This is a genomic window from Sphingomonas sp. 4RDLI-65 (genome assembly GCF_049472435.1).
Classification (GTDB): domain Bacteria; phylum Pseudomonadota; class Alphaproteobacteria; order Sphingomonadales; family Sphingomonadaceae; genus Sphingomonas.
Genome location: NZ_JBCEBT010000003.1, coordinates 428,965 through 454,398 on the forward strand (window position 1 = coordinate 428,965; position 25,434 = coordinate 454,398).

Annotated in this window: 24 protein-coding genes and 1 tRNA gene; 14 read left to right on the forward strand and 11 right to left on the reverse strand. The window is 66.1% G+C overall.

From position 1 onward, the window contains the following. Window positions 1-184: 184 nt before the first annotated feature. A complete protein-coding gene (locus tag VH567_RS10185) occupies window positions 185-1,429 on the forward strand; it encodes a class I SAM-dependent methyltransferase (protein ID WP_423325689.1) in 1,245 nt (414 codons plus the stop codon). Window positions 1,430-1,559: 130 nt separating this feature from the next. On the opposite strand, the gene VH567_RS10190 is transcribed toward VH567_RS10185, so the two are convergent. Beyond that, on the reverse strand, window positions 1,560-2,270 hold the full coding sequence (locus VH567_RS10190) for an SDR family NAD(P)-dependent oxidoreductase (protein ID WP_423325691.1): 711 nt from the start codon (window positions 2,268-2,270) through the stop codon (window positions 1,560-1,562). Window positions 2,271-2,286: 16 nt separating this feature from the next. Continuing rightward, on the reverse strand, window positions 2,287-3,744 hold the full coding sequence (gene purF / locus VH567_RS10195; RefSeq protein WP_423325693.1) for an amidophosphoribosyltransferase: 1,458 nt from the start codon (window positions 3,742-3,744) through the stop codon (window positions 2,287-2,289). Window positions 3,745-3,864: 120 nt separating this feature from the next. Here purF and hisI point away from each other — a divergent pair, with 120 nt between their 5' ends. The 4 genes from hisI to VH567_RS10215 are packed head-to-tail and all read left to right on the forward strand — an operon-like array spanning window position 3,865 to window position 6,997. Next, entirely contained in the window at window positions 3,865-4,227 is a 363-nt protein-coding gene (gene hisI / locus VH567_RS10200) for a phosphoribosyl-AMP cyclohydrolase (protein WP_423325695.1), read from the forward strand. Next, window positions 4,224-4,709 carry a hypothetical protein gene (locus VH567_RS10205; RefSeq protein WP_423325697.1) on the forward strand — a complete coding sequence of 162 codons (486 nt, stop codon included), beginning with the start codon at window positions 4,224-4,226 and terminating at the stop codon, window positions 4,707-4,709. The genes hisI and VH567_RS10205 overlap by 4 nt, the downstream gene beginning before the upstream one ends. Window positions 4,710-4,741: 32 nt before the next feature. Further along, entirely contained in the window at window positions 4,742-5,191 is a 450-nt protein-coding gene (locus tag VH567_RS10210) for a MerR family transcriptional regulator (protein WP_132896305.1), read from the forward strand. A 3-nt stretch (window positions 5,192-5,194) separates the two neighbouring features. Then, window positions 5,195-6,997 (forward strand): acyl-CoA dehydrogenase C-terminal domain-containing protein, encoded by a 1,803-nt coding sequence (locus VH567_RS10215; RefSeq protein WP_423325699.1) that lies wholly within the window; start codon window positions 5,195-5,197, stop codon window positions 6,995-6,997. A 102-nt stretch (window positions 6,998-7,099) separates the two neighbouring features. Here VH567_RS10215 and VH567_RS10220 read toward each other — a convergent pair whose 3' ends face one another. Both VH567_RS10220 and VH567_RS10225 read right to left on the reverse strand, forming a co-directional pair. Continuing rightward, on the reverse strand, window positions 7,100-7,369 hold the full coding sequence (locus VH567_RS10220; protein ID WP_423325701.1) for a DUF1488 family protein: 270 nt from the start codon (window positions 7,367-7,369) through the stop codon (window positions 7,100-7,102). Window positions 7,370-7,541: 172 nt separating this feature from the next. Further along, a tRNA-Pro gene (locus VH567_RS10225) sits at window positions 7,542-7,618 on the reverse strand. A gap of 269 nt (window positions 7,619-7,887) precedes the next feature. Between VH567_RS10225 and VH567_RS10230 the strand changes: the two genes are divergently transcribed. The 9 genes from VH567_RS10230 to mazG all read left to right on the forward strand — a co-directional run bounded on the left by VH567_RS10230 (window position 7,888) and on the right by mazG (window position 16,259). After that, the gene (locus VH567_RS10230; protein WP_423325892.1) at window positions 7,888-8,817 is read left to right on the forward strand and encodes a lytic murein transglycosylase; all 930 of its coding nucleotides are present in this window, start codon (window positions 7,888-7,890) and stop codon (window positions 8,815-8,817) included. Then, window positions 8,801-9,538: a septal ring lytic transglycosylase RlpA family protein gene (locus VH567_RS10235; RefSeq protein WP_423325703.1), complete on the forward strand. Its 738-nt coding sequence runs from the start codon at window positions 8,801-8,803 to the stop codon at window positions 9,536-9,538. The genes VH567_RS10230 and VH567_RS10235 overlap by 17 nt, the downstream gene beginning before the upstream one ends. 26 nt (window positions 9,539-9,564) lie before the next feature. Continuing rightward, on the forward strand, window positions 9,565-10,728 hold the full coding sequence (locus tag VH567_RS10240; RefSeq protein ID WP_423325705.1) for a D-alanyl-D-alanine carboxypeptidase family protein: 1,164 nt from the start codon (window positions 9,565-9,567) through the stop codon (window positions 10,726-10,728). Between the two features lie 16 nt (window positions 10,729-10,744). After that, window positions 10,745-11,722 (forward strand): AAA family ATPase, encoded by a 978-nt coding sequence (locus VH567_RS10245; protein WP_423325707.1) that lies wholly within the window; start codon window positions 10,745-10,747, stop codon window positions 11,720-11,722. Between the two features lie 50 nt (window positions 11,723-11,772). After that, window positions 11,773-13,320 (forward strand): methionine--tRNA ligase, encoded by a 1,548-nt coding sequence (gene metG, locus VH567_RS10250; RefSeq protein ID WP_423325709.1) that lies wholly within the window; start codon window positions 11,773-11,775, stop codon window positions 13,318-13,320. Next, window positions 13,320-14,096: a TatD family hydrolase gene (locus VH567_RS10255; protein WP_423325711.1), complete on the forward strand. Its 777-nt coding sequence runs from the start codon at window positions 13,320-13,322 to the stop codon at window positions 14,094-14,096. Before metG ends, VH567_RS10255 begins: the two co-directional genes overlap by 1 nt. Further along, complete coding sequence (locus tag VH567_RS10260; RefSeq protein ID WP_423325713.1) at window positions 14,093-14,857, forward strand: MBL fold metallo-hydrolase; 765 nt, start codon at window positions 14,093-14,095, stop codon at window positions 14,855-14,857. The genes VH567_RS10255 and VH567_RS10260 overlap by 4 nt, the downstream gene beginning before the upstream one ends. After that, complete coding sequence (locus VH567_RS10265; protein ID WP_423325715.1) at window positions 14,854-15,441, forward strand: retropepsin-like aspartic protease family protein; 588 nt, start codon at window positions 14,854-14,856, stop codon at window positions 15,439-15,441. Before VH567_RS10260 ends, VH567_RS10265 begins: the two co-directional genes overlap by 4 nt. Before the next feature lie 83 nt (window positions 15,442-15,524). Next, window positions 15,525-16,259, forward strand: a complete 735-nt coding sequence (mazG, locus tag VH567_RS10270; RefSeq protein ID WP_423325717.1) for a nucleoside triphosphate pyrophosphohydrolase — start codon at window positions 15,525-15,527, stop codon at window positions 16,257-16,259. Here the strand turns inward: mazG and hflX are convergent. The 7 genes from hflX to dusB form a co-directional block, all read right to left on the reverse strand. After that, on the reverse strand, window positions 16,240-17,532 hold the full coding sequence (hflX, locus tag VH567_RS10275) for a GTPase HflX (protein ID WP_423325719.1): 1,293 nt from the start codon (window positions 17,530-17,532) through the stop codon (window positions 16,240-16,242). The two genes, mazG and hflX, sit on opposite strands and share 20 nt — an antisense overlap. Continuing rightward, window positions 17,529-18,086 carry an RNA chaperone Hfq gene (gene hfq / locus VH567_RS10280; RefSeq protein ID WP_423325894.1) on the reverse strand — a complete coding sequence of 186 codons (558 nt, stop codon included), beginning with the start codon at window positions 18,084-18,086 and terminating at the stop codon, window positions 17,529-17,531. Before hfq ends, hflX begins: the two co-directional genes overlap by 4 nt. 88 nt (window positions 18,087-18,174) lie before the next feature. Continuing rightward, complete coding sequence (locus VH567_RS10285; RefSeq protein ID WP_423325721.1) at window positions 18,175-19,551, reverse strand: sigma-54-dependent transcriptional regulator; 1,377 nt, start codon at window positions 19,549-19,551, stop codon at window positions 18,175-18,177. Window positions 19,552-19,555: 4 nt separating this feature from the next. After that, window positions 19,556-21,796 carry a sensor histidine kinase gene (locus VH567_RS10290; RefSeq protein ID WP_423325723.1) on the reverse strand — a complete coding sequence of 747 codons (2,241 nt, stop codon included), beginning with the start codon at window positions 21,794-21,796 and terminating at the stop codon, window positions 19,556-19,558. A 52-nt stretch (window positions 21,797-21,848) separates the two neighbouring features. Next, complete coding sequence (gene ntrC, locus VH567_RS10295) at window positions 21,849-23,291, reverse strand: nitrogen regulation protein NR(I) (protein ID WP_423325725.1); 1,443 nt, start codon at window positions 23,289-23,291, stop codon at window positions 21,849-21,851. 10 nt (window positions 23,292-23,301) lie between these two features. Further along, window positions 23,302-24,366, reverse strand: coding sequence for a two-component system sensor histidine kinase NtrB (locus VH567_RS10300; protein WP_423325727.1), 1,065 nt, complete (start codon window positions 24,364-24,366; stop codon window positions 23,302-23,304). Continuing rightward, window positions 24,353-25,351, reverse strand: coding sequence for a tRNA dihydrouridine synthase DusB (dusB, locus tag VH567_RS10305; protein WP_423325729.1), 999 nt, complete (start codon window positions 25,349-25,351; stop codon window positions 24,353-24,355). Before dusB ends, VH567_RS10300 begins: the two co-directional genes overlap by 14 nt. Window positions 25,352-25,434: the final 83 nt, after the last annotated feature.

Here is a 25,434-nt window from a genome sequence, read left to right on the forward strand (position 1 = left end):
TCCGGCATCCACGGTGCCGCGATCTCGACAAAGTATGATGTGCGGATCGGTGGCCCCCGGAACCAGTCCGGGGTGACGAGGAAATTTAGGCCTGGTTCGGTGCTCAGCATCGGACCGCAATCAGCTTGCGTGTTTCACCGACACCTCTTTCCTAGCTCGCGCCCCTGTTGCATGGAGCGCCGCGATGACTGCCGTTCCCGCTTTCGATGATGTGCCCGCCGCGCAGGTTTCCACGGTCGCGCGCGTCGCCGCGCCGGTGTTTCACCGGTTGCTCGACCGGATCGATGCCGGGCTTGAGAGCGGCGGGATCGATGCGCGACTGCCCGATGGTACGCGGCGGCTGATCGGCGGCCGCACGGCGGGGCCTTTGCCGGTCGTGACCGTGCATCGTTGGCGCGCGCTGGTCCGGCTGGCGACGGCGGGATCGGTCGGCTGGTACGAAGGCTGGGCGGCCGGCGACTGGTCCAGCCCCGATCCCGTCCCGCTGTTCGAACTGTTCATGCGGAACCGGATATCGCTCGGATCGGCGGCGCGGTCGGGTGGCTTTGCGCGGCTGTCGGCGCGTGCGTGGCACTGGATGCGACGCAACCATCGTACCGGGTCGCGGCGCAACATCGCCGCGCATTACGACCTGGGGAACGACTTCTATGAACTGTGGCTCGATCCGGGGCTGACCTATTCGAGTGCGATCTTTGCCGAGCCTGTGTCGGAGGCGGAAACGCTCGAGCAGGCGCAGGCGACCAAGCTCCAGGCCATCCTGGATCGGACCGGGACCAAGCCCGGCGACCGGATCCTCGAGATCGGTTGTGGTTGGGGATCGTTTGCCGAGCTCGCGGCGCGCGCCGGCGTCGACGTGCATGGACTGACGCTGTCGGTCGAGCAGAAGCGGCAGGTCGAGGCGCGGATCGCGGATGCCGGGCTGTCGGGCGTGACGGTCGCGTTGACCGACTACCGCGACGTCACCGGCACGTATGACGCCGTGGCGAGCATCGAGATGGTCGAGGCCGTCGGCGAGCGATATTGGCCGGCGTATCTCGATGCGATCGCGCGTGCGTTGAAGCCGGGCGGGCGGGCGGCGATCCAGTATATCTCGATCGACGATGCGATCTTCGATGCGTATTCGACCAGCGTGGATTTCATCCAGCGGTACGTTTTTCCGGGCGGGATGCTGTTGTCGGAGCCGCGGTTTCGCGCACTGGCGGAGGCTCGGGGACTGACCTGGGAGGACCGGCGCGGGTTCGGGCTGCATTATGCGGAGACGTGCCGGCGGTGGCGGGCGGCATTCGATGCGGTCGTCGCGCAGGGGCGGCTGCCGGCTCGGCTGGATGCGCGGTTCGTGGCGTTGTGGCGCTATTATTTGATGTATTGCGAGGGCGGGTTTCGCGGCGGTGGGATCGATGTCGCGCAGGTTACGCTGGTGAAGCGCTAAAATCCTCCCCCGCCAGGGGGAGGTGGCTAGCGCTTGCCAGACGGAGGGGGAGGTAAGCGACCACGTAGGTTCCGTATCCTCCCCCTCCGTCGCCTTTGGCGCCACCTCCCCCTGGCGGGGGAGGATTCCTTTAGTTCACCCGCTCGAAATGACCCGCTTCGAAGCCTTCGATCGCCAGCGCGACGATGCGGTCGGCTACCACTGTGGGCTCTTTCACCGAGTTCGGATCCTCGCCCGGATAAGCCCGCGCGCGCATCTTGGTGCGCGTTGCGCCGGGGTCGACGATCGCGGTGCGGATCGCGCTGATCTCGGCCATCTCGTCGCCGTATGCGCCGAGCAGCGTCTCGAACGCCGCCTTGGACGCGCCGTAGAGGCCCCAGTACGCGCGAGGCTTGCGGCCCACGCTCGACGTCACGCCGATCACGCGGGCCGACTTGGCTTTCTTCAGCATCGTGTCGAACGCCGCGATCATCGCCGCCTGCGCGCTGACGTTGAGCGTCAGGACCTGCGCCATTTCCTTCGGGTCGATCGCCGGAACCGACGACAAGGAGCCGAGCATGCCAGCGTTTAGTACCAGTATGTCGAGCGCGTCCCAGCGGTCGCCTATCGCGGTGGCGAGGCGCGCGATCGCCTCGCTTTCCGCCAGGTCGAGCGGGGCGATCGTCGCCGAGCCGCCGGCCGCGTGGATCGCCGCCTCGACCTCTTCGAGACCACCAGGGGTGCGCGCGGTCAGGACGACGTGCGCGCCCTTTGCCGCCAGCGCGATCGCCGTCGCGGCGCCGATGCCGCGGCTGGCGCCGGTGACCAGCGCGAGCCGGCCTTCGAGAGGCTTGTCTGTCATAATCGCTCCGGGGGTATCAGATCACGCGTTCGGCGAGCATCGCGAACTGATCGACCTCGGCGCCCTCGTCATGGTCGGTCAGCGTGGTTGGATAGTCGCCGGTGAAGCACGCGTCGCAGTATTTCGGGCGGATATCCGCGCGCTTCGCCTCGCCGAGCGCCTTGTAGAGGCCGTCGATCGAGATGAAGGCGAGGCTGTCGGCGTGGATGAAGCCGGTCATGCCGCCCAGATCGAGCTTGGCCGCGAGCAGTTTCGCACGCTCGGGCGTGTCGACGCCGTAGAAGCACGAATGCCGCGTCGGCGGGCTGGCGATGCGCATGTGCACTTCGGCGGCACCCGCCTCGCGCATCATCTGGACGATCTTGAGCGAGGTCGTGCCGCGGACGATCGAATCGTCGACCAGGATGACCCGCTTGCCCTTGATCAGCGCGCGGTTGGCGTTGTGCTTCAGCTTCACGCCAAGATGGCGGACCTTGTCGCCCGGCGAGATGAAGGTTCGGCCGACATAATGCGAGCGGATGATGCCGAGCTCGAACGGAATACCCGATTGCTGGGCGTAACCGATCGCGGCAGGTGTCCCCGAATCGGGGACGGGGATGACGAGGTCGGCATCGACCGGCGATTCGATCGCGAGCTGCGCGCCGATCGCCTTGCGGACCGAATAGACCGAGTGATCGTCGACGATCGAATCGGGGCGCGAGAAATACACCCATTCGAAGATGCACGGCCGCGCCGCCATCGGCGCGAACGGGCGGATCGAGCGGATCTCGGAGCCCTGGACGATGACCAGTTCGCCCGGCTCGACCGCGCGGACGAAGGTGGCACCGACCACGTCGAGCGCGACCGTCTCCGAGGCGAAGATCACCGCGTCGCCGAGCTTGCCCATCACCAGCGGACGAATACCGAGTGGATCGCGGCAGGCGATCATGCCCTCGGGCGTCATCACGATCAGCGAATACGCGCCCTCGATCTGCTTGAGCGCATCGATGAAGCGGTCGAGCAATGTCCGATAGTTCGAGGTGGCGACGAGATGGATGATCGTCTCGGTATCGCTGGTCGACTGGAAGATCGAACCTCGGCGGACGAGCTCGCGACGCAGCCGCATCGCGTTGGAAATGTTGCCGTTATGCGCGATCGCGAAGCCGCCGGTCGACAGCTCGGCGTAGAGCGGCTGGACGTTGCGCAGCGCGGTCTCGCCCGAGGTCGAATAGCGGACATGGCCGCAGGCGACGGTGCCTGGCAAGGATCGGATGACGTCGTCGCGGTCGAAGTTGCCGGCGACATGGCCCATCGCGCGGTGCGTATGAAAATGCGCGCCATCGAAGGTGGTGATGCCGGCGGCTTCCTGGCCGCGGTGCTGGAGCGCGTGCAGCCCCAGGGCTACGAGCGCGGCCGCGCCATCGGTGGCGGAGACGCCGAACACCCCGCACTCTTCGCGGAGTTTGTCATCATCATAGGGGTTTGTCGTCAGCATGCCGGATCTCACGTCGTGCGGAAGCTGCCCTATACGAGCGGTTGGCGGCGTTGTCGCCTGTTTGTAATAACATTGCGTCCCGCTGGTCGCATCGGGGCGGGTTTCGGGTATATCCGGGGCATGACAGACAGCCGCGACACGGGCCTGACGCTCGATCCGAAATTCGATTCCATCGGGCTTTTGACCGCGGTCGTCACCGACCGGGTGTCGGGCGACGTGCTGATGGTCGCGCATATGAATGCGGAGGCACTGGCGCAGACGCAGGCGACCGGCGAGGCGCATTTCTGGTCGCGGAGTCGCGAGAAGCTCTGGAAGAAGGGTGAGACGTCGGGGAACGTGCTGCGTGTCGCCGAACTGCGGATCGATTGCGATCAGGATGCGGTGTGGGTGATCGCCGATGCGGCGGGGCCGGCATGCCATACCGGCGAGCGGACGTGCTTCTTCCGGCGGATCGAGGGGGGCGGACTGGTGCCGGCCGAATGAGGCAGGTGCTGCTGTTTGCTCTGGTGTTGGGCGGGTGTGGGCAGGAACCGTCCAATGTCGTCGCGGACAGCGCGGGTGCTCGGCTGGAAGCCGCCGCGGAGACGACGGGGATCGTGCCCGATCCGAACGCGCCGCTGCAGGGATCCTGGGCGCGCGATACCGACCGGGTCTGCGTCGTCGGCACCGAGAAGACCGCCCGCATCGGGGTCAGCGTCGATTATGGCGAGGACCAGGGCTGTGCCGCTTCGGGTACGGTCGAGCGCTCGGGGGATGCGCTGAAACTCGCGTTTGGCGCGTGCACGTTCGACGCCCGGTTCGATGGCGACCGGATCGTCTTCCCGGCCGAAATGCCTGCGGCCTGCGAATCGCTGTGCACCGGCCGTGCCTCGCTCGCCGCGCTGACCGTCGATCGGATCAGCGATTCGCGTTCGGAGGCCTCGACGCTGCGATCATCTGCGGGGAAGTTGCTCTGCGCTAATTGACGTTGACGTAAACGAGAGTTATCTCTTCGGGGATGGCGACACGAGCATCTCCTTCCCCGGTCTCTCCCGAATCCTACGCGGTGATCGAACCGCGGCATGACCGTGAGAGCTTCACGATCTCCGACCTCTCGGCCGAGTTCGACGTGACCGCACGCGCGCTCCGGTTCTACGAGGACGAAGGGCTGATCGCGCCCGAGCGTCGCGGGACCCAGCGCATCTATTCGCACCGCGACCGCGCGCGTCTTGCTTGGATCCTCCGCGGCAAGCGCGTCGGGTTCAGCCTTGGCGAAATCCGCGAGATGATCGACCTCTACGACCTCGGCGACGGCCGGCGTGCGCAGCGCCAGGTCGTGATCGAGCGCAGCCAGGCGCGGATCGCGCTGCTGACCGCGCAGAAGCGCGACATCGATCTCGCCATCGACGAACTCACCAGTTTCGTGGCCCTTCTCGAAGTCAGCCGCGCCCAGGACAACCAAGGATAAACCATGCCCCAGTATACGCCCCCCGTCCGCGACACGCGTTTCGTCCTCGAGCATGTCGTCGGCCTGCCACGCTATTCCAATCTCCCCGGCTTCGATGCCGCCTCGCCCGACGTCGTCGATGCAGTTCTTGAGGAGGGCGGCAAGTTCGTCGCGGAGGTGCTGTTCCCGCTCAACCTGTCGGGCGACCAGCAGGGTTGCACGCGGCATGAGGACGGCTCGGTGACGACGCCGGACGGCTTCAAGGAAGCCTACAAGCAGTATGTCGAGAGCGGCTGGGCGACGCTCGGCAACCAGCCGGAGTATGGCGGGCAGGGGATGCCGCACGTCGTGTCGACCGCGTTCCAGGAATACATGATCTCGTCGAACATGGCGTTCGCGATGTATCCCGGCCTCACGCACGGCGCGATCGCCGCGCTGATCGCCAAGGGCTCGGACGCGCAGAAGGCGATGTACGTGCCGAAGATGGTGTCGGGCGAATGGGGCGGGACGATGAACCTGACCGAGCCGCAGTGCGGCACCGATCTGGGCCTGATCCGCACCAAGGCCGAGCCGCGGGCGGATGGCTCGTATGCGATCACCGGGACCAAGATCTTCATCTCGTCGGGCGAGCATGACCTGACCGACAACATCATCCACCTCGTGCTCGCCAAGACGCCGGGCGCGCCGGATACCGTGAAGGGCATTTCGCTGTTCGTGGTGCCGAAGGTGCTGGTGAACGAGGACGGTTCGCTCGGCGCGCGCAACGGCGTCACCTGCGGCTCGATCGAGCACAAGATGGGAATTCACGCAAATTCGACCTGCGTGATGAACTATGATTCGGCGACCGGCTGGCTGGTCGGCGAGGAGACGAAGGGCCTCGCCGCGATGTTCATCATGATGAACGCCGCGCGTCTCGGCGTGGGCTTGCAGGGGCTCGGTGTTGCGGAAGTCGCCTACCAGAATGCGGTCCAGTACGCGCAGGATCGTCGCCAGGGCCGCGCGCTGACCGGGCCGAAGGAGCCGCAGGAGAAGGCGGACACGCTGTTCGTGCATCCCGACATCCGCCGCATGCTGATGGAGGGCAAGTCGCTGACCGAGGGCCTGCGCGCGCTGATCCTGTGGACCGCGCTCCAGGCCGATCTCGAGCATCACGCCGAGAGCGAGGAAGAGCGCCAGCTCGCCGGCGACCTGATCTCGCTGCTGACCCCGGTCATCAAGGGATACGGCACCGACATGGGCTATGCGATCGCGACCAACGCACAGCAGGTCTACGGCGGTCACGGCTACATCGCCGAATGGGGCATGGAGCAGTATGTCCGCGATGCGCGCATCGCGATGATCTACGAGGGCACGAACGGCGTCCAGGCGATGGATTTGGTCGGACGCAAGCTCGCGCAGAATGGCGGGCGCGGGATCCAGGCGTTCTTCAAGCTGGTGGCGGACGACGTCGCCGCAGCCAAGGGCGATCCGGCAACGGCATCGTTTGCCGAGGCGCTGGAGAAGGCGAACGGCCAGCTTCAGGCGGCGACGATGTGGTTCATGGCCAATGGCATGAAGAACCCCGAGAACGTCGGTGCCGGCGCGGTCAGCTACATGCACCTGATGGGGATCGTCGCGGTCGGCACGATGTGGCTGCGGATGGCGGTCGCTGCGACCAAGCTGAAGGCGGCAGGCGAGGGCGAGGCTGCGTTCCTCGACGCCAAGCTGGTCACGGCGCGCTTCTATGCCGAGCGGATCCTGCCGGATGCGGGCGCACTGCGTCGCAAGATCGAGGGTGGCGCAGAGTCGCTGATGGCGCTGCCGCCCGAGATGTTCATGGCGGCCTGAAGCCAGTCAGTATCACGGCCCGCTTTCGTCATCGACGAGCGGGCCGTCGTTCTTCCGGCCAGGCGGGCCGACTGAGCACGCCTGGTCGGACATCGATATACGTTATTCGAGATCGTTCTCGTCGACGATCACGACGGTCGCCGAGGGCTTGCGCTCGATCGCGGCAAGGCAGGCATCGACGATATCGTCGTTGAACCGGTTGAACAGCTCGATCGCATCGTCCTCGGGCTCGTCGCCGCTCAGTTCCTTGAGAACCGCGTACTTCACCGCAAACTCATATTCGTCGCTGTCGAATTCGCCGGTGAATTCGATCTGCTTTTCGACGTCGTTGTCGACGATGCTCGACTGGTCGATTTCGAGACTGTTGGCCATGCTTGAACTCCTGGATTTCACGCGTCTACTGCCTGCCGTCGATGGCCAGCGCAAGTCACCGTTTCCGGGTGACCGCAACACCTCGATTTCGATGGAAGGCCAAGACGTACGCAAACAGCGCGGGCGGCCCAAAGGATCCGCTCGACACGCTGTTCGCGACGATTTTCGATGATGGTCGGGGAGACAGGATTCGAACCTGCGACCCCCTGGTCCCAAACCAGGTGCGCTACCAGCCTGCGCCACTCCCCGACGGCGCTGCGGTTAGGCGGTGTCGCCGGGATGTGCAAGCGCGATAACGCAATACCGGCGAATTTGCGCGGTAGCGGCTGTCCGAGGCTGGCGTACGACGATGCGAGGTTCCGATCCGGGGGCGGGTGTGGCACATCCGCGTCATGGGTGGGACATCTACAGTATCGAAGCGCGCGACCTGGCTGCGCAACGGCGTCATCGGCATCATCGCGGCGCTGTCGGGCAGCGGGCCTGCGTTGGCGCAGGATGATGCGGGCTTCCAAGCGTATATGAGCGCGCTCCGCCAGCAGGCGATTGCGGAGGGTGTCAGCACGCGGACCGCGGATGCCGTGTTCCCCGGACTGACGCTCAACATGCGGGTCATCGAGCTCGATCGAGGGCAGCCGGGCGCGACCAACTCCAGCGCCATTCCCGCCTTCGCGCCGTATCGCCTGCAGCATGTCGATGCGGCCCGGATCGCGCGTGGTCGCCAGACCTATCAGGCGCAGCGCTCCCGGCTCCAGCGGATCGAGCAGCAGACCGGCGTACCCGAATCGATCATGGTCGCGATCTGGGGGCATGAGACGAATTACGGCAGCTATACGGGTAACTTCGACCTGCTGCGGTCGCTTGCCAGCCTTGCCTATGAGGGACGCCGGCGATCGCTGTTCGCGGGCGAGTTCATCGCCGGACTGAAGATGCTCGATCGCGGCGTGACGCGCGAGCAGCTCAAGGGCAGCTGGGCAGGTGCGACCGGCAATCCGCAGTTCCTGCCGTCGATCTATCTGCGCGTGGCGCGCGACGGTGACGGCGACGGACGCGCGGACATCTGGAACAGCCCGGCCGACACGCTCGCCTCGATCGGCAATTATTTCACCGATGCCGGGTGGCGCGCGGGCCAGCCCTGGGGCGTGGCGGTCAACGTGCCCGCCGGGTTCGATCGATCGCAGGTGCGCAATCGGCTGGTGTCGCCACGTTGCCCGCGGGTGTTCGAACGGCATAGCGGCTGGCGGACGATCGCCGAATGGCGCGCGCTGGGCGTGACGCCGCAAGGCCGGAGCCTGCCTGCCGACAGCGTGATGGCGACGTTGCTCGAGCCCGACGGGCAGGGGGCGACCGCCTATCTGCTGACCAGCAACTACCGTGTGATCCTCGATTACAACTGCTCGAACTTCTACGCGCTGTCGGTCGGATTGCTGGCCGATGCGGTCGAGCGCTAGGGCCCTTTGCCTCGCCGTCGCGGTTGCCGTCGGTGGAAGCGCGACCGGCAGTGTCGCCGCGACCTTGCCGCCCGCCGAGCTGTACGGCAGCTATCAGGACACGGGTCTGGCAAGCTGGTACGGCGAGGAATTGACCGGCAACCGCACCGCATCGGGCGAGGCGTTCGATCCCGCGGCGATGACAGCGGCGCACCGTACCCTGCCGCTCGGATCGTTCGTCGAGGTGACGTCGGTCGAGACCGGGCGCTCGATCCTGGTCCGCATCAACGATCGCGGGCCGGGACGTCGCGACCGGATGATCGACCTGTCACGCGCCGCCGCGCATCTGCTCGGTACCGATCGACGCCAGCTGGCCGCGGTGCGCATCCGCGCGATCGTGCAGGACGCGTCGATCCTGCGTGCCGGCAAGGCGACCGCGTTGCGGATGCCGGAGTTTACGCGCGCTGCGGTGTTCCATGCGCTGCCAACGCGGTCGCCGTTGCCGCGCTTCGTCGCGGGGCGTCGCTATGTGCTGCAGGTCGCGACCTTCTCGAATCAGCCGCGCGCGTCAGCGCTTGCGCAAAGACTCAGCGGCGCCCTGGTCAAAAGCGGGGTGATCGAAAGCGGTGGTCTCTATCGCGTCCGCATCGGGCCGTTTTCGGATGCCGCCAGCCTGCAACGCGCACGTGACGCGGTCGCCGAGCGCGGCTATGGAGATGCACAGGTCCTGCCCACGGATTGAGTTCCCTTTTGCTCACGGAATACCCCATGAAGAAGCTGATCGTCGCACCGCTCGCCGCCATCGCGCTGGCGCACCCGTCCATCGCCGCCGCGCCGCAATTCCAGACCGCTGCGCCGATCGCGTATATGGAGGACCTGTCCTCCGGCGCGGTGCTGTTCGCGCGCGACGCGGACCGTCGTATGCCGCCGGCCTCGCTTGCCAAGATGATGACCGTCTATGTCGCGTTCGACATGGTCCGGAAGGGCGAGCTGAAGCTCGACCAGATGATGACGGTGCGCCCCGAGACTTGGGCGAAATGGCATGGTCCTTCCGCGGGTTCGACGATGTTCCTGTCGTCGGGTGAGAACGTCAGCGTCGCCAATCTGCTGTACGGCATCGTCACGCTGTCGGGTAACGATGCGTGCATCGTGCTTGCCGAGGGCATCTCGGGGTCGGAGCAGGCGTTCACCGAGCGCATGAACCGAAAGGCTGCCGAACTCGGCCTCAAGGACAGTCATTTCGGCACCGCGAACGGCTGGCCCGACAACGGCGTCACCTATGTCACCGCGCATGATCTCGCCAAGCTCGCCGCGGCGACGATCACCAACTATCCCGATCTCTACAAGCAATTCTATTCGAAGCGCGATTTCACGTGGGGCAAGACGATGGGCGGCAGCGCCATCACCCAGGCGAACCGCGATCCGATCCTCGGCCGCGTCGCGGGCGCGGATGGCCTGAAGACCGGTCACACCGAAGAGGCCGGCTATGGCTTCACCGGATCCGCCGTGCAGAATGGCCGCCGCCTGGTGATGGTCGTCGCCGGCCTGACGAGCTCGGGCCAGCGCGCCGAGGAATCGGTGCGGTTCATGGAATGGGGCTTTCGCGCGTGGCAGTCCAAGCCGATCGTTGCGAAGGGCAAGAAGATCGAGACCGCGGCCGTCCAGCTCGGCGATTCGTCGAGCGTCGGCCTCGTCGCTCCCAAGGCGCTGACCGTGACGCTGCCCGCCGGCACCTCGCCGAACCTGACCGCGAAAGTGGTCTATGACGGTCCGATCAAGGCGCCGATCAAGGCGGGCCAGCATATCGCCGACCTCGTCGTGACCACCTCGGACGGACTCCAGCAGACGATGCCGCTGGTCGCCGACAAGGATGTCGCGGTCGCCGGGTTCTTCGGTCGTGCCTGGGCGGGTCTCACCGGGTTCTTCGGGTGAAGAGCGCGCCGAAGGCATGACGTCGATTATCGGCAACACCGCCGCGCAGGCCGCTTTCGAGGCGGCGATGCGTGGCGGATCGTTGCATCACGCCTGGTTGCTGACGGGGCCTCAGGGCGTCGGCAAGGCGACGTTCGCGCGTGCGGCCGCGATGCGCATGCTCGCCGACGCGGTGGCGCCCGAGCGCATTTCGATCGGGTTCGACGTGCCCGAAGGCGACCGGACGCGTTCGCTGATCGAAGCGGGGTCGCACCCCGATTACCGGGTACTGGCGCGCTTGCCGAAGGACGCGGAGAAGCCCGACCAGGATCTCGCGCGCAGTATCACGATCGCGCAGGTGCGGACCTTGCAGCCGCTGTTCGCGACAACCCCGTCGATGAGTCCGCGCCGTGTCGTCCTGATCGATGCCGCCGACGACCTGGAGCGGAACGGCGCAAACGCGTTGCTCAAGAATCTGGAGGAGCCGCCTGCGGGAACGATCTTCCTGCTGGTCAGCCACGCGCCGGGACGATTGCTGCCGACGATCCGGTCGCGTTGCCGGCTTCTCCGCTTCGAGGCGCTGGGCAATGACGAGGTCGCCAGCGCGATCCGGACGCTTCAGCCCGATGCGGACGAACAGGAAGTCGCTGCGCTGGTGCGTGCCAGCGATGGGGCTCCGGGGCGGGCGCTGCGCTATGCCGGGCTCGATATCGCCGCGATCGACGCCGCCATCGCAGCGATTGCATCGGATGGCGACCGCGACAATGGCCGCCGACTGAAACTGGCCAAGGCGCTCGGACTGAAGACGGCGCAACCGCGCTACGAGGCATTTCTCGACCGCGTGCCCGCGTTCATCGCCGATGCGGCGCGAAGCCGATCGGGCCCGGCGCTGCGATCCGCGCTGGACGCGCACGCAGCGGCGCGCGATCTGGCGGGGGCCGCGATCGGGCTTTCGCTCGACGCGCAGGCCACCGTGTTCGAGATGGCGGGGATCGTCGCGACATTACGCCATTGAAGAGGTCGCACAGGCTTCACCTGATCGGGACGATGCTCTAGGAGCGCGGCATGGCCGATCCTTTCTATATCACGACCGCAATCCACTATCCCAATGGCCGTCCGCATATCGGCCATGCCTACGAAATGGTGGCCGCCGATGCGATCGCGCGCTTCCAGCGGCAGGCCGGGCGCGACGTGCTGTTCCAGACCGGGACCGACGAACACGGCCTCAAGATGGTCCAGGCAGCGCGCGAGCGGGATATCCCGGTGCGCGAACTGGCCAATGAAATGTCGTCGTATTTCCATGCGATGGCCGATCGTTTTGGCATCTCGTATGACCGCTTCATCCGCACCGTCGACGAGGATCATTACGCCGCGAGCGCCGCGATCTGGCAGGCGATGGCGGATGCGGGCGATCTGTATCTCGATCGCTACGAGGGCTGGTACTCGGTCCGCGACGAGGCGTTCTACGACGAGTCCGAACTAACCGGGAAGGGCGATGATCGCCGTTCGCCGCAGGGCACGCCGGTCGAATGGACCGCCGAGGAGACTTGGTTCTTCAAGCTGTCGAAATATCAGCAGCCCTTGCTCGATCTCTTCGCCGCCAACCCCGATTTCATCCGCCCCGAAAGCCGCCGCAACGAGGTGATGCGCTTCGTCGAGGGTGGCCTGAAGGATCTTTCCGTCTCGCGGACCAGCTTCGACTGGGGTGTCCCGGTACCCGGCAGCCCCGGGCACGTCATGTACGTGTGGGTCGATGCGCTCACCAACTATCTGACCGGCATCGGTTATCCCGACATGGCCGGGGACAAGGCGAAATACTGGCCGGCGGATATCCATCTGATCGGCAAGGATATCGTCCGCTTCCACGCGGTGTATTGGCCGGCGTTCCTGCTGTCGGCGGGCATTCCCCTGCCCAAGAGCGTGTTCGGCCACGGTTTCCTGCTCACGCGCGGCGAGAAGATGTCAAAGTCGGTCGGCAACGTCGTCGACCCGATGGCGCTGGCAGATGCGTTCGGCGTCGATGCGCTGCGCTATTTTTTCCTCCGCGAGGTGAGCTTCGGCCAGGACGGCAGCTACTCGCCCGAGGCGATCGTCATGCGCGTGAATGCCGAGTTGGCGAACAGCTTCGGCAATCTGGCGCAGCGGACTTTGTCGTTCATTGCCAAGAACCTTGACGGCGTCTTTCCCAGCACGGGTACGGTCGACGACGCCGACGGCATGCTGATCGAGGAGATCGTCGTGGCATGCGCCGGGCTCAAGTCGGGCTTTACCGATCTGGCACTGTCGCAAGGCATCGAGGCGTGGATGCGCGGCGTGTTCGCATGCAACCAGTATATCGACGCGCAGGCGCCCTGGGCCCTGCGCAAGACCGATCCCGAGCGGATGCACGCGGTGCTGCGCACGCTGGTCCGTGTGATCCGCATGCTCGCCATCGCGATCCTGCCGGTCGTGCCCGAGTCCGCCGGCAAGGTCCTCGACCAGATCGGCGCGACCGAGCGCGATCATGCCGCGATCGACGACGATGGCTGGTACGACCGCGTTGCCGCTTCGGACTTCCGGATCGCACCACCGTCGCCCGTGTTTCCCCGTCTCGAAATGCCCGCGGAGGCCTGATGCTCGCCGACAGCCATTGCCACCTGAACTACAAGGGCTTGGTCGAGGACCAGCAGGCCGTGCTCGCGCGGGCACGGGCGAGGGGGGTGACGGCGATGCTCAACATCTCGACGCGCGAGAGCGAGTGGGACGATATCGTCGCCACCGCCGAGCGCGAGCCCGATGTGTGGGCGACGATCGGTATCCATCCCAACGAGGCGGATACCTATCCCGACGTCGATGCCGCCAAGCTGATCGCGCGAGCACGGCACCCTCGCGTGGTCGGCCTCGGCGAGAGCGGTCTCGACTATTTCCGCGACACGTCCGATCGCGCCCGCCAGCAGGCGAGCTTTCGGGCGCACATAACCGCCTCACGCGAAACCGGCCTGCCGATCGTCGTCCATACGCGTGATGCCGAGGACGACACCGCCGCGATCATGGCGGAGGAGATGGGGAAGGGGGCCTATCCAGGCGTTATCCACTGCTTCACCGCCAGTGGAGCTTTCGCCGACAAGGCGCTGGATTTGGGGCTTTATATTTCCATATCCGGGATCGTCACGTTCAAGAACGCGCGTGACCTTCAGGAGACCGCCGCGCGACTTCCGATCGAGCGGCTGCTGATCGAGACCGATGCGCCATTCCTCGCGCCGGTGCCGCATCGCGGCAAGACCGGCGAACCCGGCTTCGTCGCCGACACCGCGCAGTTCCTCGCCGAGCTCCGCGGCGAGAATGTCGAGGAATTGTCGCGGCGTACGGCCGAGAACTTCCACACGCTGTTCGGCAAGACGCGGGCGTGAAGATCACTATCCTGGGCTCCGGAACGTCGTCCGGCGTGCCGCGGATCGGCAACGACTGGGGCGAATGCGACCCGACCGAACCGCGCAACCGGCGGACCCGCGCGTCCGCACTGGTCGAGCATGCCGGCACGCGGATCCTGATCGACACCAGCCCTGACATGCGCGAGCAATTGCTGGCGGCGGATATCGACCGGGTCGATGCGGTGATCTGGACGCACGATCACGCCGATCATTGCCACGGCATCGACGATCTCCGGCAACTGTTCCACGCAACCGGTACCCCCGTGCGCGGCTATGCACGCCCGGCGACGCTCGCCGCGCTCGACGCGCGGTTCACCTACGCGTTCCACGGGCGAACCGGGTATCCGCCGACGATCGCGGCCGAGATCTTGCCGGACCGCCTGACCATCGGCGGCATCGACATTCGCGTCACCGACCAGCCTCACGGCAACATCCACGCGGCAGGCCTGCGGTTCGATGCGGATGGCGTGTCGATCGGATATGCTACCGATTTCAATATCATGACCGACGATATGGCCAACCTGTATGAGGGGCTCGACGTCTGGGTCGTCGACGCACTGCGCCGTCGGCCGCATCCGACGCACATGGAGCTTCCTGCCGTGCTCGGCTGGGTCGAACGCCTGCGGCCGGGTCGGACCGCGTTGATCCACATGGATCACAGCATGGACTATAAGACGCTATGTCGAGAACTGCCGGCGGGCGTCGAGCCTGGCTATGACGGATTAGTCCTGACCGCATGAGCGGCGATCGCGCAGCCCAGTTCGCGCTGTATGCGGTGATGCTGATCCTGCCGCTCAGCGCGCTGGTCGCGCGTCGACAGCCGATCGGGCCGATGCTCAAGATGGCGCTGGCCTGGGTCGCGATCTTTTCCGTGGGTTTGCTGGTCGCCAGCCAGCGTGACCGGCTCTCCGGACTGACGGCTCTGTTTGCCGACCAGCAGGTCAGCGGGACCGAGACGCGCATTCATATCGCCGACGACGGACATTTCTGGGCCGATGTCGAGATCGACGGCGTCGGGCGGCGCATGCTGATCGACAGCGGCGCCACGACGACCGCGTTGTCGACGGCAACCGCGAAGGCGGCGGGACTGGACGACGAAGAGAGTCCGTTCCCGATGGTGATCGACACCGCCGATGGGCAAGTGACCGCGCGCACCGCGACGGCAAAGCGTGTCACGATCGGCTCGATCACCGCGACCGACCTGGGCATCGTGACGTCGCCGTCGTTCGGCGAGACCGACGTGATCGGGATGAACTTCCTATCGCGTCTGGAATCGTGGCGGGTCGAGAACGGGACGCTCGTTCTCACCCCCAAACAGATCTAGGTTTTACATAATGTTTATTATCGATCTTGCGTGTGACAGGATCTTGCAATCGTATTCGAGGACCTACCGATGATCGCCCCCTTATGATCGAACGCCTCGTTTCCATCATGTCGCGGTTGCGCGATCCGGTCGACGGCTGCGACTGGGATCGTGTGCAGACTTGGGCCTCGATCGCGCCCTATACGATCGAGGAAGCGTATGAGGTCGCCGATGCGATCGCGCGCAACGATGTCGCCGATCTCAAGGACGAACTGGGCGACCTGCTGCTCCAGGTCGTCTTCCACAGTCGCATTGCCGAAGAGGCCGGCGCGTTCGCGCTGTCCGACGTCGTCGCGGCGATCAGCGACAAGATGGAGCGTCGCCATCCGCACATCTTCGGCGACGCCGAAACATCGCCTGGCTGGGAAACGATCAAGGCAACCGAACGCGCTGCCAAGCCTGACAGCAGCGCACTCGCCGGCGTGGCGATCGGACTGCCCGCGCTGTCGCGTGCGGACAAGCTGCAGAAGCGCGCTGCGCGCGTCGGATTCGACTGGCCCGACGCAACCGGACCGCTCGCCAAGGTGATCGAGGAAATCGACGAGGTCCGCACGGCGGATGTGGATCATGTCGCCGAGGAGATCGGCGACCTGTTGTTTGCGGTGACGAACTGGGCGCGGCATCTGGGGATCGATCCCGAAGCCGCGCTCCGGGCAGGCAACGCGAAGTTCGAGGCGCGCTTCCGGGCGATCGAGGCCGATGCCGGCGATGCGTTTGCCGACATGTCGCTCGATCAGAAGGAAGCCTTATGGCAGGCGGTCAAGCGTCGCGGCGGATGAACCGGTCGTAATCGGCCTCGGACAGACGCACATCGTAGGTCGTTTCCAGATCGTCGATCGCGCTGCCGAGGACCTCGCCATGCGCATGGAGCCATGCGGCCCCCGCCCCGTCGCTGGCCTCGATCGTGATGCTGTAGCGGCGATGCGCGTCGGTCAGCTTGGCGGCAACCTGTTCGATCAGGTGTTGCACCCCTTCCCCGCTCAGCGCCGAAATCGCCACGACATCATCGCGGTGCGCCGCCTGCCCGGCGATCTCGTCATGCGTGTCGGGATCGAGCAGATCGAGCTTGTTCCAGACTTCGAAGCGCGGCGTATTCTCGTCGACGCCGATCTCGGCCAGGACCGTCTCGACGTCGGCGCGCTGCGCCTCGGTATCGGGATGCGCGATGTCACGAATGTGCACGAGCAGATCGGCGGACACCACCTCCTCGAGCGTCGCCTTGAACGCCGCGACCAGCTGCGTCGGCAGGTCCGAGACGAAGCCGACCGTATCGGAGAGGATCGCCTTGTCGATGCCGGGCAGCTGGATCTGCCGCAGCGTGGGGTCGAGCGTGGCGAACAGCAGGTCCTCCGCCATGACGTCGGCGCCGGTCAACCGGTTGAACAGCGTCGACTTTCCCGCATTGGTATAGCCGACGAGGGCAATGATAGGCCACGGCGCACGCTGGCGACGTTCGCGGTGGAGGCCCCGCGTACGACTGACCTGTTCGAGCTCGCGCTTCAGCCGCGCCATCCGGTCGCGAATCAGGCGACGATCCGCCTCGATCTGCGTCTCGCCCGGACCACCGAGAAAGCCGAAGCCGCCACGCTGGCGTTCGAGATGCGTCCAGCTCCGCACGAGCCGACCGGCCTGGTAATCGAGATGCGCGAGTTCGACCTGCAGGCGTCCCTCGGCGGTCGCGGCGCGTTCGCCGAAGATCTCGAGGATCAGGCCGGTGCGATCGATAACCTTGGTTTCGAGCGCCTTTTCCAGATTGCGCTGCTGGATCGGGCTGAGGCTGGCGTCGAATACGACCAGTCCCGCCTCTTCCATGCGGACCTGCGTCGCAAGCAATTCGACCTGCCCGCTGCCGATCAGCGTGGCAGGCTTGGCCTGGCGCACGCGGTAGGCGATCCGCTCGACGACTTCGACGCCGATCGCCGCGGCGAGACCGGCGGTCTCCTCGAGGCGGGCATCGACGTCGCGCGTGGCGTCGCCCTGATCGGGAAGGACGACGATCGCGCGCATACCGCGCGTGAACTCGTCCCGATCGCGTTCGAAACCACTACTCAATCGTCATCGTCCGTTTCATCGGTGTCGGTGGGCTCTTCGGCGAGGTTCAGCGGGCGTGCCGGCTGGATCGTCGAGACGGCATGCTTGTAGACAAGCTGCGCCATGCCTTCGCGCTGGAGCAGCATGCAGAACAGGTCGAAGCCTGCGATCTGGCCCTGCAGCATGACGCCGTTGATCAGGAACATCGTCACGCTGTCTTCGGATTTGCGCACCGCATTGAGGAAGATTTCCTGCAACAACGGATGCTTCTTCTGGTTTTCTCCCACCGCCTCGACGATAGCGGAGACGTCCATCGGGCCTGCGGGCATGATCGTCGAGATTGCATGCTTGTAGATCAGCTGCGACTGGCCATCGCGGCGCAGAAGGACGGAGAAATTATCGAACCATGTGACGATGCCCTGGAGCTTCACGCCCTTGACGAGGAACATCGTGACCGGCGTCTTGGAGCGCCGTAGTGCATTCAGAAACAGATCCTGAAGCGAGCCTGGTTTTTCGGCCAATGGGATAACCCTTTGTTTTTGGCGGGACTTTGCCCGCAAGGCGCTGTTTCCCAGCGTCGGAGATGCACCCGGTTACCGGGCACAGGTACTGATCTATGATCGACACCCTCCTAGTTCCAGAGGGCGGCGAAAATGCGGCGATTTATTCGTCGCGTGTTTCGGTGATGCCCAGCAGCTTCAATTTCCGGTGCAGCGCAGAGCGCTCCATGCCGATGAAGCTCGCCGTGCGCGAGATGTTGCCCGAGAAACGCCGGATCTGGACGCGGAGATATTCCCGCTCGAACGTCTCGCGCGCCTCGCGGAGCGGCGATCCCATGATCGCGGTGCTGCCGGCCGACCCCATGTCGCCTTGGTCGCCCAACACTTCGGCGGGCAGCAGATCGAGGTCGATCCGGCCAATACGATCCCCGGGGGCGAGGATGATGGTCCGCTCGACGACGTTGCGAAGCTGGCGGACATTGCCCGGCCAGTCGTAGGATTGCAGCGCAACCATCGCATCCGGCGCGATTTCCGGCGTCGGCACGCGGCGTTCGGAAGCGTAGTGCGCGATGAAATGCTGGACCAGCGCGGGGATGTCCTCACGCCTGTCGGACAGCGGCGGGATCATCACCGGAACGACGTTCAGCCGGTAATAGAGGTCCTCGCGGAACCGTCCCTCGGCAATCGCGAAGACGAGGTCGCGCGCGGTGGCCGAGACGACGCGAACGTCGACCTTGACCACCCGGGTACCACCGACGCGCGTGAAGCTCTGGTCGGTCAGCGCGCGCAGAATCCGCGCCTGCGTGGTGATCGGCATGTCCGCGATCTCGTCGAGGAACAGCGTGCCGCCATGCGCCTGCTCGAACAGGCCGGGACGGACGAGATCACCCGCCTCCTCGACACCGAACAACTCCTCGTCGACGCGCTCCGGAGTCATCCGGGCGGCGCTGACGACGATGAACGGCGCGTCGGTGCGCAGGCTCCAGCCGTGGAGCAGGCGCGCGGCGACTTCCTTGCCGACGCCCGCCGCGCCCATGATCAGCACGCGGCTGCCGGTGGCCGCAACCCGCTTCAAGGTCGCGCGAACACCGTTGATCGAGCCCGAACTGCCGGTGAGATCAGTTTCCCGGCCGACGGTCGCGCGGAGCGACGCGACTTCGCGACGGAGACGTTCGGTCTCGGTGGCCCGCGCGACCATCAGCAGCAGGCGCTCGGCCTCGAACGGCTTCTCGATGAAATCGGACGCGCCGCGCCGGATCGCCGCGACCGCCGTGTCGAGATTGCCGTGGCCCGAGATCACCAGCACCGGGATCGACGGATCGCGCCGCTTGATCTCGTCGAGCAGCTCGAGCCCGTCGAGCCGCGAGCCCTGGAGCCAGACGTCGAGCAGGACCAGCGACGGGCGTCGTGCCGCGATCGCCTCCAGCGCGGTATCGCTGTCGCCAGCGTCGCGCGTGTCATAGCCTTCGTCCTCCAGAACGCCGGCCACCAGTTCGCGAATGTCACGTTCGTCGTCTACGACGAGAATATCGAGCGCCATCAAATCATGTCCGGTTACGAGTCATCATGGCGAGTTGGCCCTCCCCTGCCAACTCGGGTGCGGATGCCCCTTGGTCGAGCGCAGCCAGCGCCTTGGCGTCGAAGATCATGGTGACGACCGTGCCGCCACCCGGTCGATCGGAAAACCCGATCGTTCCGCAATGCTCCTCGATGATCTTCTTGACGATGGCAAGCCCGAGACCGGTGCCGCGGGCACGCGTCGTCACATAGGGCTCGACGATCCGGTCGCGATCGGCGGGGAGGCCGATCCCGGTATCGGCGACGGCGATTCCGACTGTTCGGCCCTCGTCCTGGGTCAGGGTCATCGTCACGGACCCACCGAGTTCGCCCCGTGTTTCAATGGCCTCGACCGCGTTCTTCACGATGTTCGTGAGCGCCTGGCCGATCTGGCGTCGGTCGCAGACGAGGGCCAACCCGGGATCGTCGTTGACCAGCGTGAAGCTGATACCGGGATGCGCGACTTCGTGCAGGAACAGCGCTTGGCGGGCGGCATCGACCAGCGATTCCTCGCGGAACACGGGTTTGGGCATGCGCGCGAACGACGAGAATTCGTCGACCATGCGGCGCAGATCGCCGACCTGGCGGATGATCGTGTCGGTCAGCCGCGAGAAGGTGCCGTCCTGCGCCTCGATCTTGCCACCGTAGCGGCGCTGCAACCGCTCCGCCGCGAGCTGGATCGGGGTCAGCGGGTTCTTGATCTCGTGCGCGATCCGCCGGGCGACGTCGGACCATGCCGCGCGGCGCTGATCGAGCAGTTGCTGCGTGATGTCGTCAAAGGTAAGGATCGGGCCGGTCGCCGGGCGCGCGATGCGCACCGCAAGCGTGCGGACCTCGCCCCCCTGCCCGACCTCGACGATCGCCTCGCGGTCGCCACCGTCGAGCATCTCGTCGAGTTCGGGGGCGACATCGACTAGGCGGCGCCCGACGAGCCCGCCCGCACCGGTGCCCAGCAAGGCGGTCGCGGAATCGTTGGCGATCGTGATCGTGCGCTCGCGGCCGGTCGCGACGACGCCCGCCGATACGCCAGCCATCACCGCCTCGATCAGCGCACGACGGTTTTCGAGCTGGCCGTTCGCCGTGACGAGCTCGGTATTCTGCTCCTCGAGGCGGTCGGTCATCTGGTTGAACGCATTCGCCAGCGTGCCGACCTCGTCGCGGCTGCGCGGATCGGGAACGCGTGCGGTCAGGTCGCCGGCCGCGACGCGACGCGCTGCATCGACAAGCTCCCCGACGGGACGGACGAGGCGATCGGCCACCGCAAGCGCGATCCAGACCGCGATACCGACGATCAGCAGCGAGATCACGAGCAACGCCGCGTTGAACCGCAGCTGCAGGCTCCGCGACCGCGCGAGGAGTGAGCGATAGCTCGTCAGCACCTCGTTCGCGCGGATCGTCTGGCCTGAGAGCAGCTTGGTATCCTCGACGCGTCCGGCATAGAGAAACAGCTCGTCGGAGCCCGGCAGCAACGTGATGGTCTGAATGCGGTCGCCGGTGACCGCGACGACCGCCGACTTGCCGCCGCGCAACTGGGCGATCGACTGGGGCGTCACCTGGCGCGCGAAATCGATCTTGTAGGGATCGACCACGGCGAAGGTCTGGATCTCATTCTGCGGCGTGACCTTGAACAGCGCGGCCTCGGACAGGCTGCGGTAATAGACCTGCTGGAGGAAATAGCCGGAGAAATCGGGGCTCTGGAGCGACTTGGCCTCGAGATAGCCCGACATGTCTGCGGCCATCGTGACGGTCGCCTCCTCCCACCGGCTGAGCTGGCGCGCGTAGGACGATTGCGCGAGCGCGGTGGCGTTTTCGAGCATCCCGCGGGCCTGGTCCGAATACCAGAACTGGACGCCGTACTGGAACAGCAGCGAGGCAAAGATCGTCACCAGCAGCATCGGCACCGCGGCGACGACCGAAAACAGCGCGACGAGCCGGACATGCAGTCGGCCACCACCACCGACCGGCGATCGTGCGGCGCGGCGCATCGCCACGCGACGCCCGAGCAGCATCAGCAACGCTATGCCGGGTACGAGGTTGGCGACCAGCAGCAGTGCGACCAGCGGCGGCGGGATCAGGCGCTGGGGGGCATCGCTGCCGTCGATAACGAAGTAGCTCGTCACGCCGACCGCGATCGCCGTCGCCAGCACGAGCGCCTCTACCGCAGGCGTCACTGCGAACCGGTGTGCAGGCCCGTCATCATCCATCGGTAGCGTCGCGGAAGCGATCATCGTTGCCCCGATACAACGTCAACCGTTGCCGGGAAACCACATAATGCGAGATTCAGAGTCGCCGCTGATCGTTCGGGCGCTGCGCGTCGCCGACATCGATGCCAAGCGTGTCGAGACGCTTGCGCAACGTGTTGCGATTGATCCCCATCGCCCGTGCGGCGCGGAGCTGGTTCTGGCCGTGGCGCGCGAGCATGGCTTCGATCAGGGGGCGCTCAACCTCGCCGATCACCCGGTCGTACAGGCTGCCGTCATCGAGTGCGGCAGGATTCTCGCGGGCGATCCGCTCGATCATCGCGCGTACCGCCTGGCCGATATCGAGATCGGCGGGTTCGCCGACGATCGCCTGCGTGCCGATCATCGCGCGGATCGCATCCGCCCCGATCACCTCGTCGCGCGACAGGACCGCGAGGCGGCGCATCAAATTCTCGAGCTCGCGGACGTTGCCGGGCCAGTCATGCGTGCCGAGCTGGGTCAGCGCATCGCTCGCCAACTGGCGGCGCGGCAACCCCTGGACCGCGGCGTGGTCGAGGAAATGGCGGGCGAGCAGGGCAATGTCCTGGCGGCGCTCGCGCAAGGCCGGCAGCGCGATCGGCACGACGTTAAGGCGGTAGAACAGGTCTTCGCGGAACTGCCCGGTCGCGACCTGGGCCGAGAGATCGCGATTGGTCGCCGCGACGATGCGGACGTCGACACGGATCGTCCGGGCCCCGCCGACGCTGGTGAACTCGCCCGACTGGAGCACGCGCAGCAACCGGGTCTGCGCCTCCATCGGCATGTCGCCGATCTCGTCGAGGAACAAGGTGCCGCCGGATGCCTGCTCGAATCGCCCGGCGTTGCGCGTCGCCGCGCCCGTAAAGGCACCGCGCTCGTGGCCGAACAGCTCGGCCTCGATCAGTTCGCGCGGGATTGCCGCCATGTTGATCGCCACGAACGGCGCGGTGCTGCGCGGACCCAGATCGTGGATGGCGCGCGCGACCAGCTCCTTGCCGGTGCCGGATTCGCCGGAGATCAGCACCGTCAGGTCGTTCGAGACGACACGCGCGATGACCCGGTACACGTCCTGCATCGCCGCGGACCGTCCGATCAGCGGAAGCGCGCGGTCCTCTTCACGCAGATCGTCGTCGGATACCATCCCGCCGCGCGCGAGCGCCCCCGTCACAGCGCGCGTCAGCACGTCGAGATCGAACGGCTTGGGGAGGTATTCGTATGCGCCGACCTCGGCCGCGCGGACTGCGGTGGTCAGGGTGTTCTGCGCGGAGAGGACGATGATCGGGAGCAGCGGAAAGCGCGCGGCGACGCTGCGAACATGATCGATGCCATCGCCATCCGGCAGGATCACGTCAGTCACGATCACGTCGGGCAAGGCGACGGCAAGCGCGCGTTCGAGCTGCGCGAGGCTGTCTGCAACCGTCACGTCGTGCCCGGCCCGGCGCAACGCCTGCGCGACGACGGTCCGGATCGCGGCGTCGTCGTCGACGACCAGAACGTTGCTCATGTCGGGACTCTCATGACGCGGCTCTCGGCAGCAGCAGGCGAAGGACGGTCATCTCGGGCGCACCCTCCCGGGCGTATTGGACGATCCCGCCCATGTCGCGCGTCAGCTTGTCGACGAGCGCGAGGCCGAGCCCCTGCCCTTCGCGCCGGCCGGACACGAACGGATCGAAGAGATGATCGGCGATGTCGACGGGCGCGCCCGGGCCATTGTCGAACACGCAGATCTCGATCGGCAGCGGCAGGCGTGGCTTGCCCGGCGCCGAACTGACGGTGATGCCGTGCCGGTAGGCGGTGGTCATCACGATGCGGGGTTCGCGTTCGTTTCGAACGGCTTCGCGGGCGTTCTTGAGAAGATTTATGATGATCTGGAGCAGCGCGTCTCGGTTGATCTGCGCGGGAGGAAGCGATGGGTCGAAGCGTTCCTCGATCGCGATACCGCGGGCGAAGCCGGCCAGTGCGAGGCGGCGGGCATGGCCGAGCAGCGGGTAGATGTTCTCGCTGGCGAGCGGCAGCGGCCGGGTATCGCTAAAATCCTGCATCCGATCGATCAGCGCCGCGATGCGGTCGACTTCGGTAACGATGAGCGTGGTGAGTTCGCCTGCGCCGAGCAATTGCGCCGCACCGCGGATGCCCGACAGCGGGTTCTTGATCTCGTGCGCGAGCATCGCCGCTGCGCCGACCGCTGCGCGCGCGCCGGCCGCGCGGTCGGCGGAATGGCCGAGGCGCCTTGAGGTTGCGGCGGAATGGAGCGTGATGGCGCGCCAGCCGGGATAGTCGGCGATCTGCGTCTCGGCGAAATCGACGCGGATCTTCACGCCGCGCGCGGTCGCTATCTCGGTGTCGTAGACCGCCAGTCCGTGGCCATCGCGGTTGCGCGGATCGTCGGGCGGCGGGATGATCGCGTCCAACGGCTGGCCGATCATCAGCCGCTCGGAGAAGTTGAGCAGTTGTTCGGCCAGCGCATTGGCGTGCGCGACACGGTGGTCGGGATCGACGACGACGACCGCGACCGGCAGCGCGGCGAACAGGTCCGCGAAGCCCGGTCGCGCGCGCGAATGCGTGTCAGGCTGCTGCAAGATCGCGCCAGGGAGCGTAGAACTCGGCCAGCATCGCCTTGACCTGCTTGGGATCAGGGATCTGGTTCACCTTGTTGCGGAACTCGGCCGAACCGGGCAGCCCCTTGGTGTACCAGCCGATATGTTTCCGCGCCATGTTGACGCCGGTCTCGATCCCGTAATGTTCGAGCATCGCTTCGTAGTGGCCTGCGATCGCGTCATATTGTTCGGTGATCGACGGGTCCTCGATGCGCCGGCCGGTGGCGAACCATTCCATCACCTGGCCGAGCACCCACGGACGGCCATAGCTGCCGCGACCGATCATCAGGCCGTCGGCGCCGGACTGGTCCATCGCCGCCTCGGCGTCCTCGATGGTGCAGATGTCGCCATTGACGATCACTGGCACGCTTACCGCGTCCTTGACCTTCCGGACGAAGCCCCAGTCGGCGTTGCCCTTGTACATCTGATTGCGCGTGCGGCCGTGGACGGTGATCAGCTTGATGCCGAGGTCCTCGGCAATGCGGGCTAGATCGGGGGCGTTGAGGCTGTCGTGGCACCAGCCCATCCGCATTTTCAGCGTCACGGGCACGTTGACCGCCTTGACCGTGGCCTCGATGATCGCGCTGGCGAGCTTGGTGTCGCGCATCAGCGCCGAGCCCGCGTCGCCGTTGACGACTTTGCGCACCGGGCAGCCCATGTTGATATCGATGATCGCGGCGCCGCGATCCTGGCTGAGCTTCGCGGCCTCGCCCATCTCGTAGGGAGTGCAGCCGATCAGCTGCATCGACACCGGCTCCTCGAGCCGATCCCACGCTGCCTTCTGCAACGACTGGCGCGTCTCGCGGATCGCCGCCTGGCTCGCCACCATCTCGGTGACGTTGAGGCCCGAACCATAGCGTCGCACGAGCGTGCGGAACGGCATGTCGGTGACGCCGGTCATCGGCGCGAGCACGACGGGGCTTTCGATCCGGACGGGACCGATCTGGATGGGGTTCAAGTTACGCATGAATGTGCCTGAAAAAGAGGCATCGCCCTACCGCGTCCGGTGGTTTTTCGCAAGACTGGCGAGCATCGGGACGAACCGCTAGG

Excerpts from the sequence above, each read along its gene's own strand:
- VH567_RS10185 (WP_423325689.1), top strand. The coding sequence starts at position 185 with ATGACTGCCGTTCCCGCTTTCGATGATGTGCCCGCCGCGCAGGTTTCC.
- VH567_RS10265 (WP_423325715.1), top strand. The coding sequence starts at position 14,854 with ATGAGCGGCGATCGCGCAGCCCAGTTCGCGCTGTATGCGGTGATGCTG.
- ntrC (WP_423325725.1), bottom strand. The coding sequence starts at position 23,291 with ATGAGCAACGTTCTGGTCGTCGACGACGACGCCGCGATCCGGACCGTC.
- VH567_RS10190 (WP_423325691.1), bottom strand. The coding sequence starts at position 2,270 with ATGACAGACAAGCCTCTCGAAGGCCGGCTCGCGCTGGTCACCGGCGCC.
- VH567_RS10205 (WP_423325697.1), top strand. The coding sequence starts at position 4,224 with ATGAGGCAGGTGCTGCTGTTTGCTCTGGTGTTGGGCGGGTGTGGGCAG.
- hisI (WP_423325695.1), top strand. The coding sequence starts at position 3,865 with ATGACAGACAGCCGCGACACGGGCCTGACGCTCGATCCGAAATTCGAT.
- VH567_RS10230 (WP_423325892.1), top strand. The coding sequence starts at position 7,888 with ATGAGCGCGCTCCGCCAGCAGGCGATTGCGGAGGGTGTCAGCACGCGG.
- dusB (WP_423325729.1), bottom strand. The coding sequence starts at position 25,351 with ATGCGTAACTTGAACCCCATCCAGATCGGTCCCGTCCGGATCGAAAGC.
- VH567_RS10240 (WP_423325705.1), top strand. The coding sequence starts at position 9,565 with ATGAAGAAGCTGATCGTCGCACCGCTCGCCGCCATCGCGCTGGCGCAC.
- metG (WP_423325709.1), top strand. The coding sequence starts at position 11,773 with ATGGCCGATCCTTTCTATATCACGACCGCAATCCACTATCCCAATGGC.
- VH567_RS10215 (WP_423325699.1), top strand. The coding sequence starts at position 5,195 with ATGCCCCAGTATACGCCCCCCGTCCGCGACACGCGTTTCGTCCTCGAG.
- VH567_RS10235 (WP_423325703.1), top strand. The coding sequence starts at position 8,801 with ATGCGGTCGAGCGCTAGGGCCCTTTGCCTCGCCGTCGCGGTTGCCGTC.
- VH567_RS10255 (WP_423325711.1), top strand. The coding sequence starts at position 13,320 with ATGCTCGCCGACAGCCATTGCCACCTGAACTACAAGGGCTTGGTCGAG.
- purF (WP_423325693.1), bottom strand. The coding sequence starts at position 3,744 with ATGCTGACGACAAACCCCTATGATGATGACAAACTCCGCGAAGAGTGC.
- VH567_RS10290 (WP_423325723.1), bottom strand. The coding sequence starts at position 21,796 with ATGATCGCTTCCGCGACGCTACCGATGGATGATGACGGGCCTGCACAC.
- VH567_RS10285 (WP_423325721.1), bottom strand. The coding sequence starts at position 19,551 with ATGGCGCTCGATATTCTCGTCGTAGACGACGAACGTGACATTCGCGAA.
- VH567_RS10210 (WP_132896305.1), top strand. The coding sequence starts at position 4,742 with ATGGCGACACGAGCATCTCCTTCCCCGGTCTCTCCCGAATCCTACGCG.
- mazG (WP_423325717.1), top strand. The coding sequence starts at position 15,525 with ATGATCGAACGCCTCGTTTCCATCATGTCGCGGTTGCGCGATCCGGTC.
- VH567_RS10220 (WP_423325701.1), bottom strand. The coding sequence starts at position 7,369 with ATGGCCAACAGTCTCGAAATCGACCAGTCGAGCATCGTCGACAACGAC.
- VH567_RS10245 (WP_423325707.1), top strand. The coding sequence starts at position 10,745 with ATGACGTCGATTATCGGCAACACCGCCGCGCAGGCCGCTTTCGAGGCG.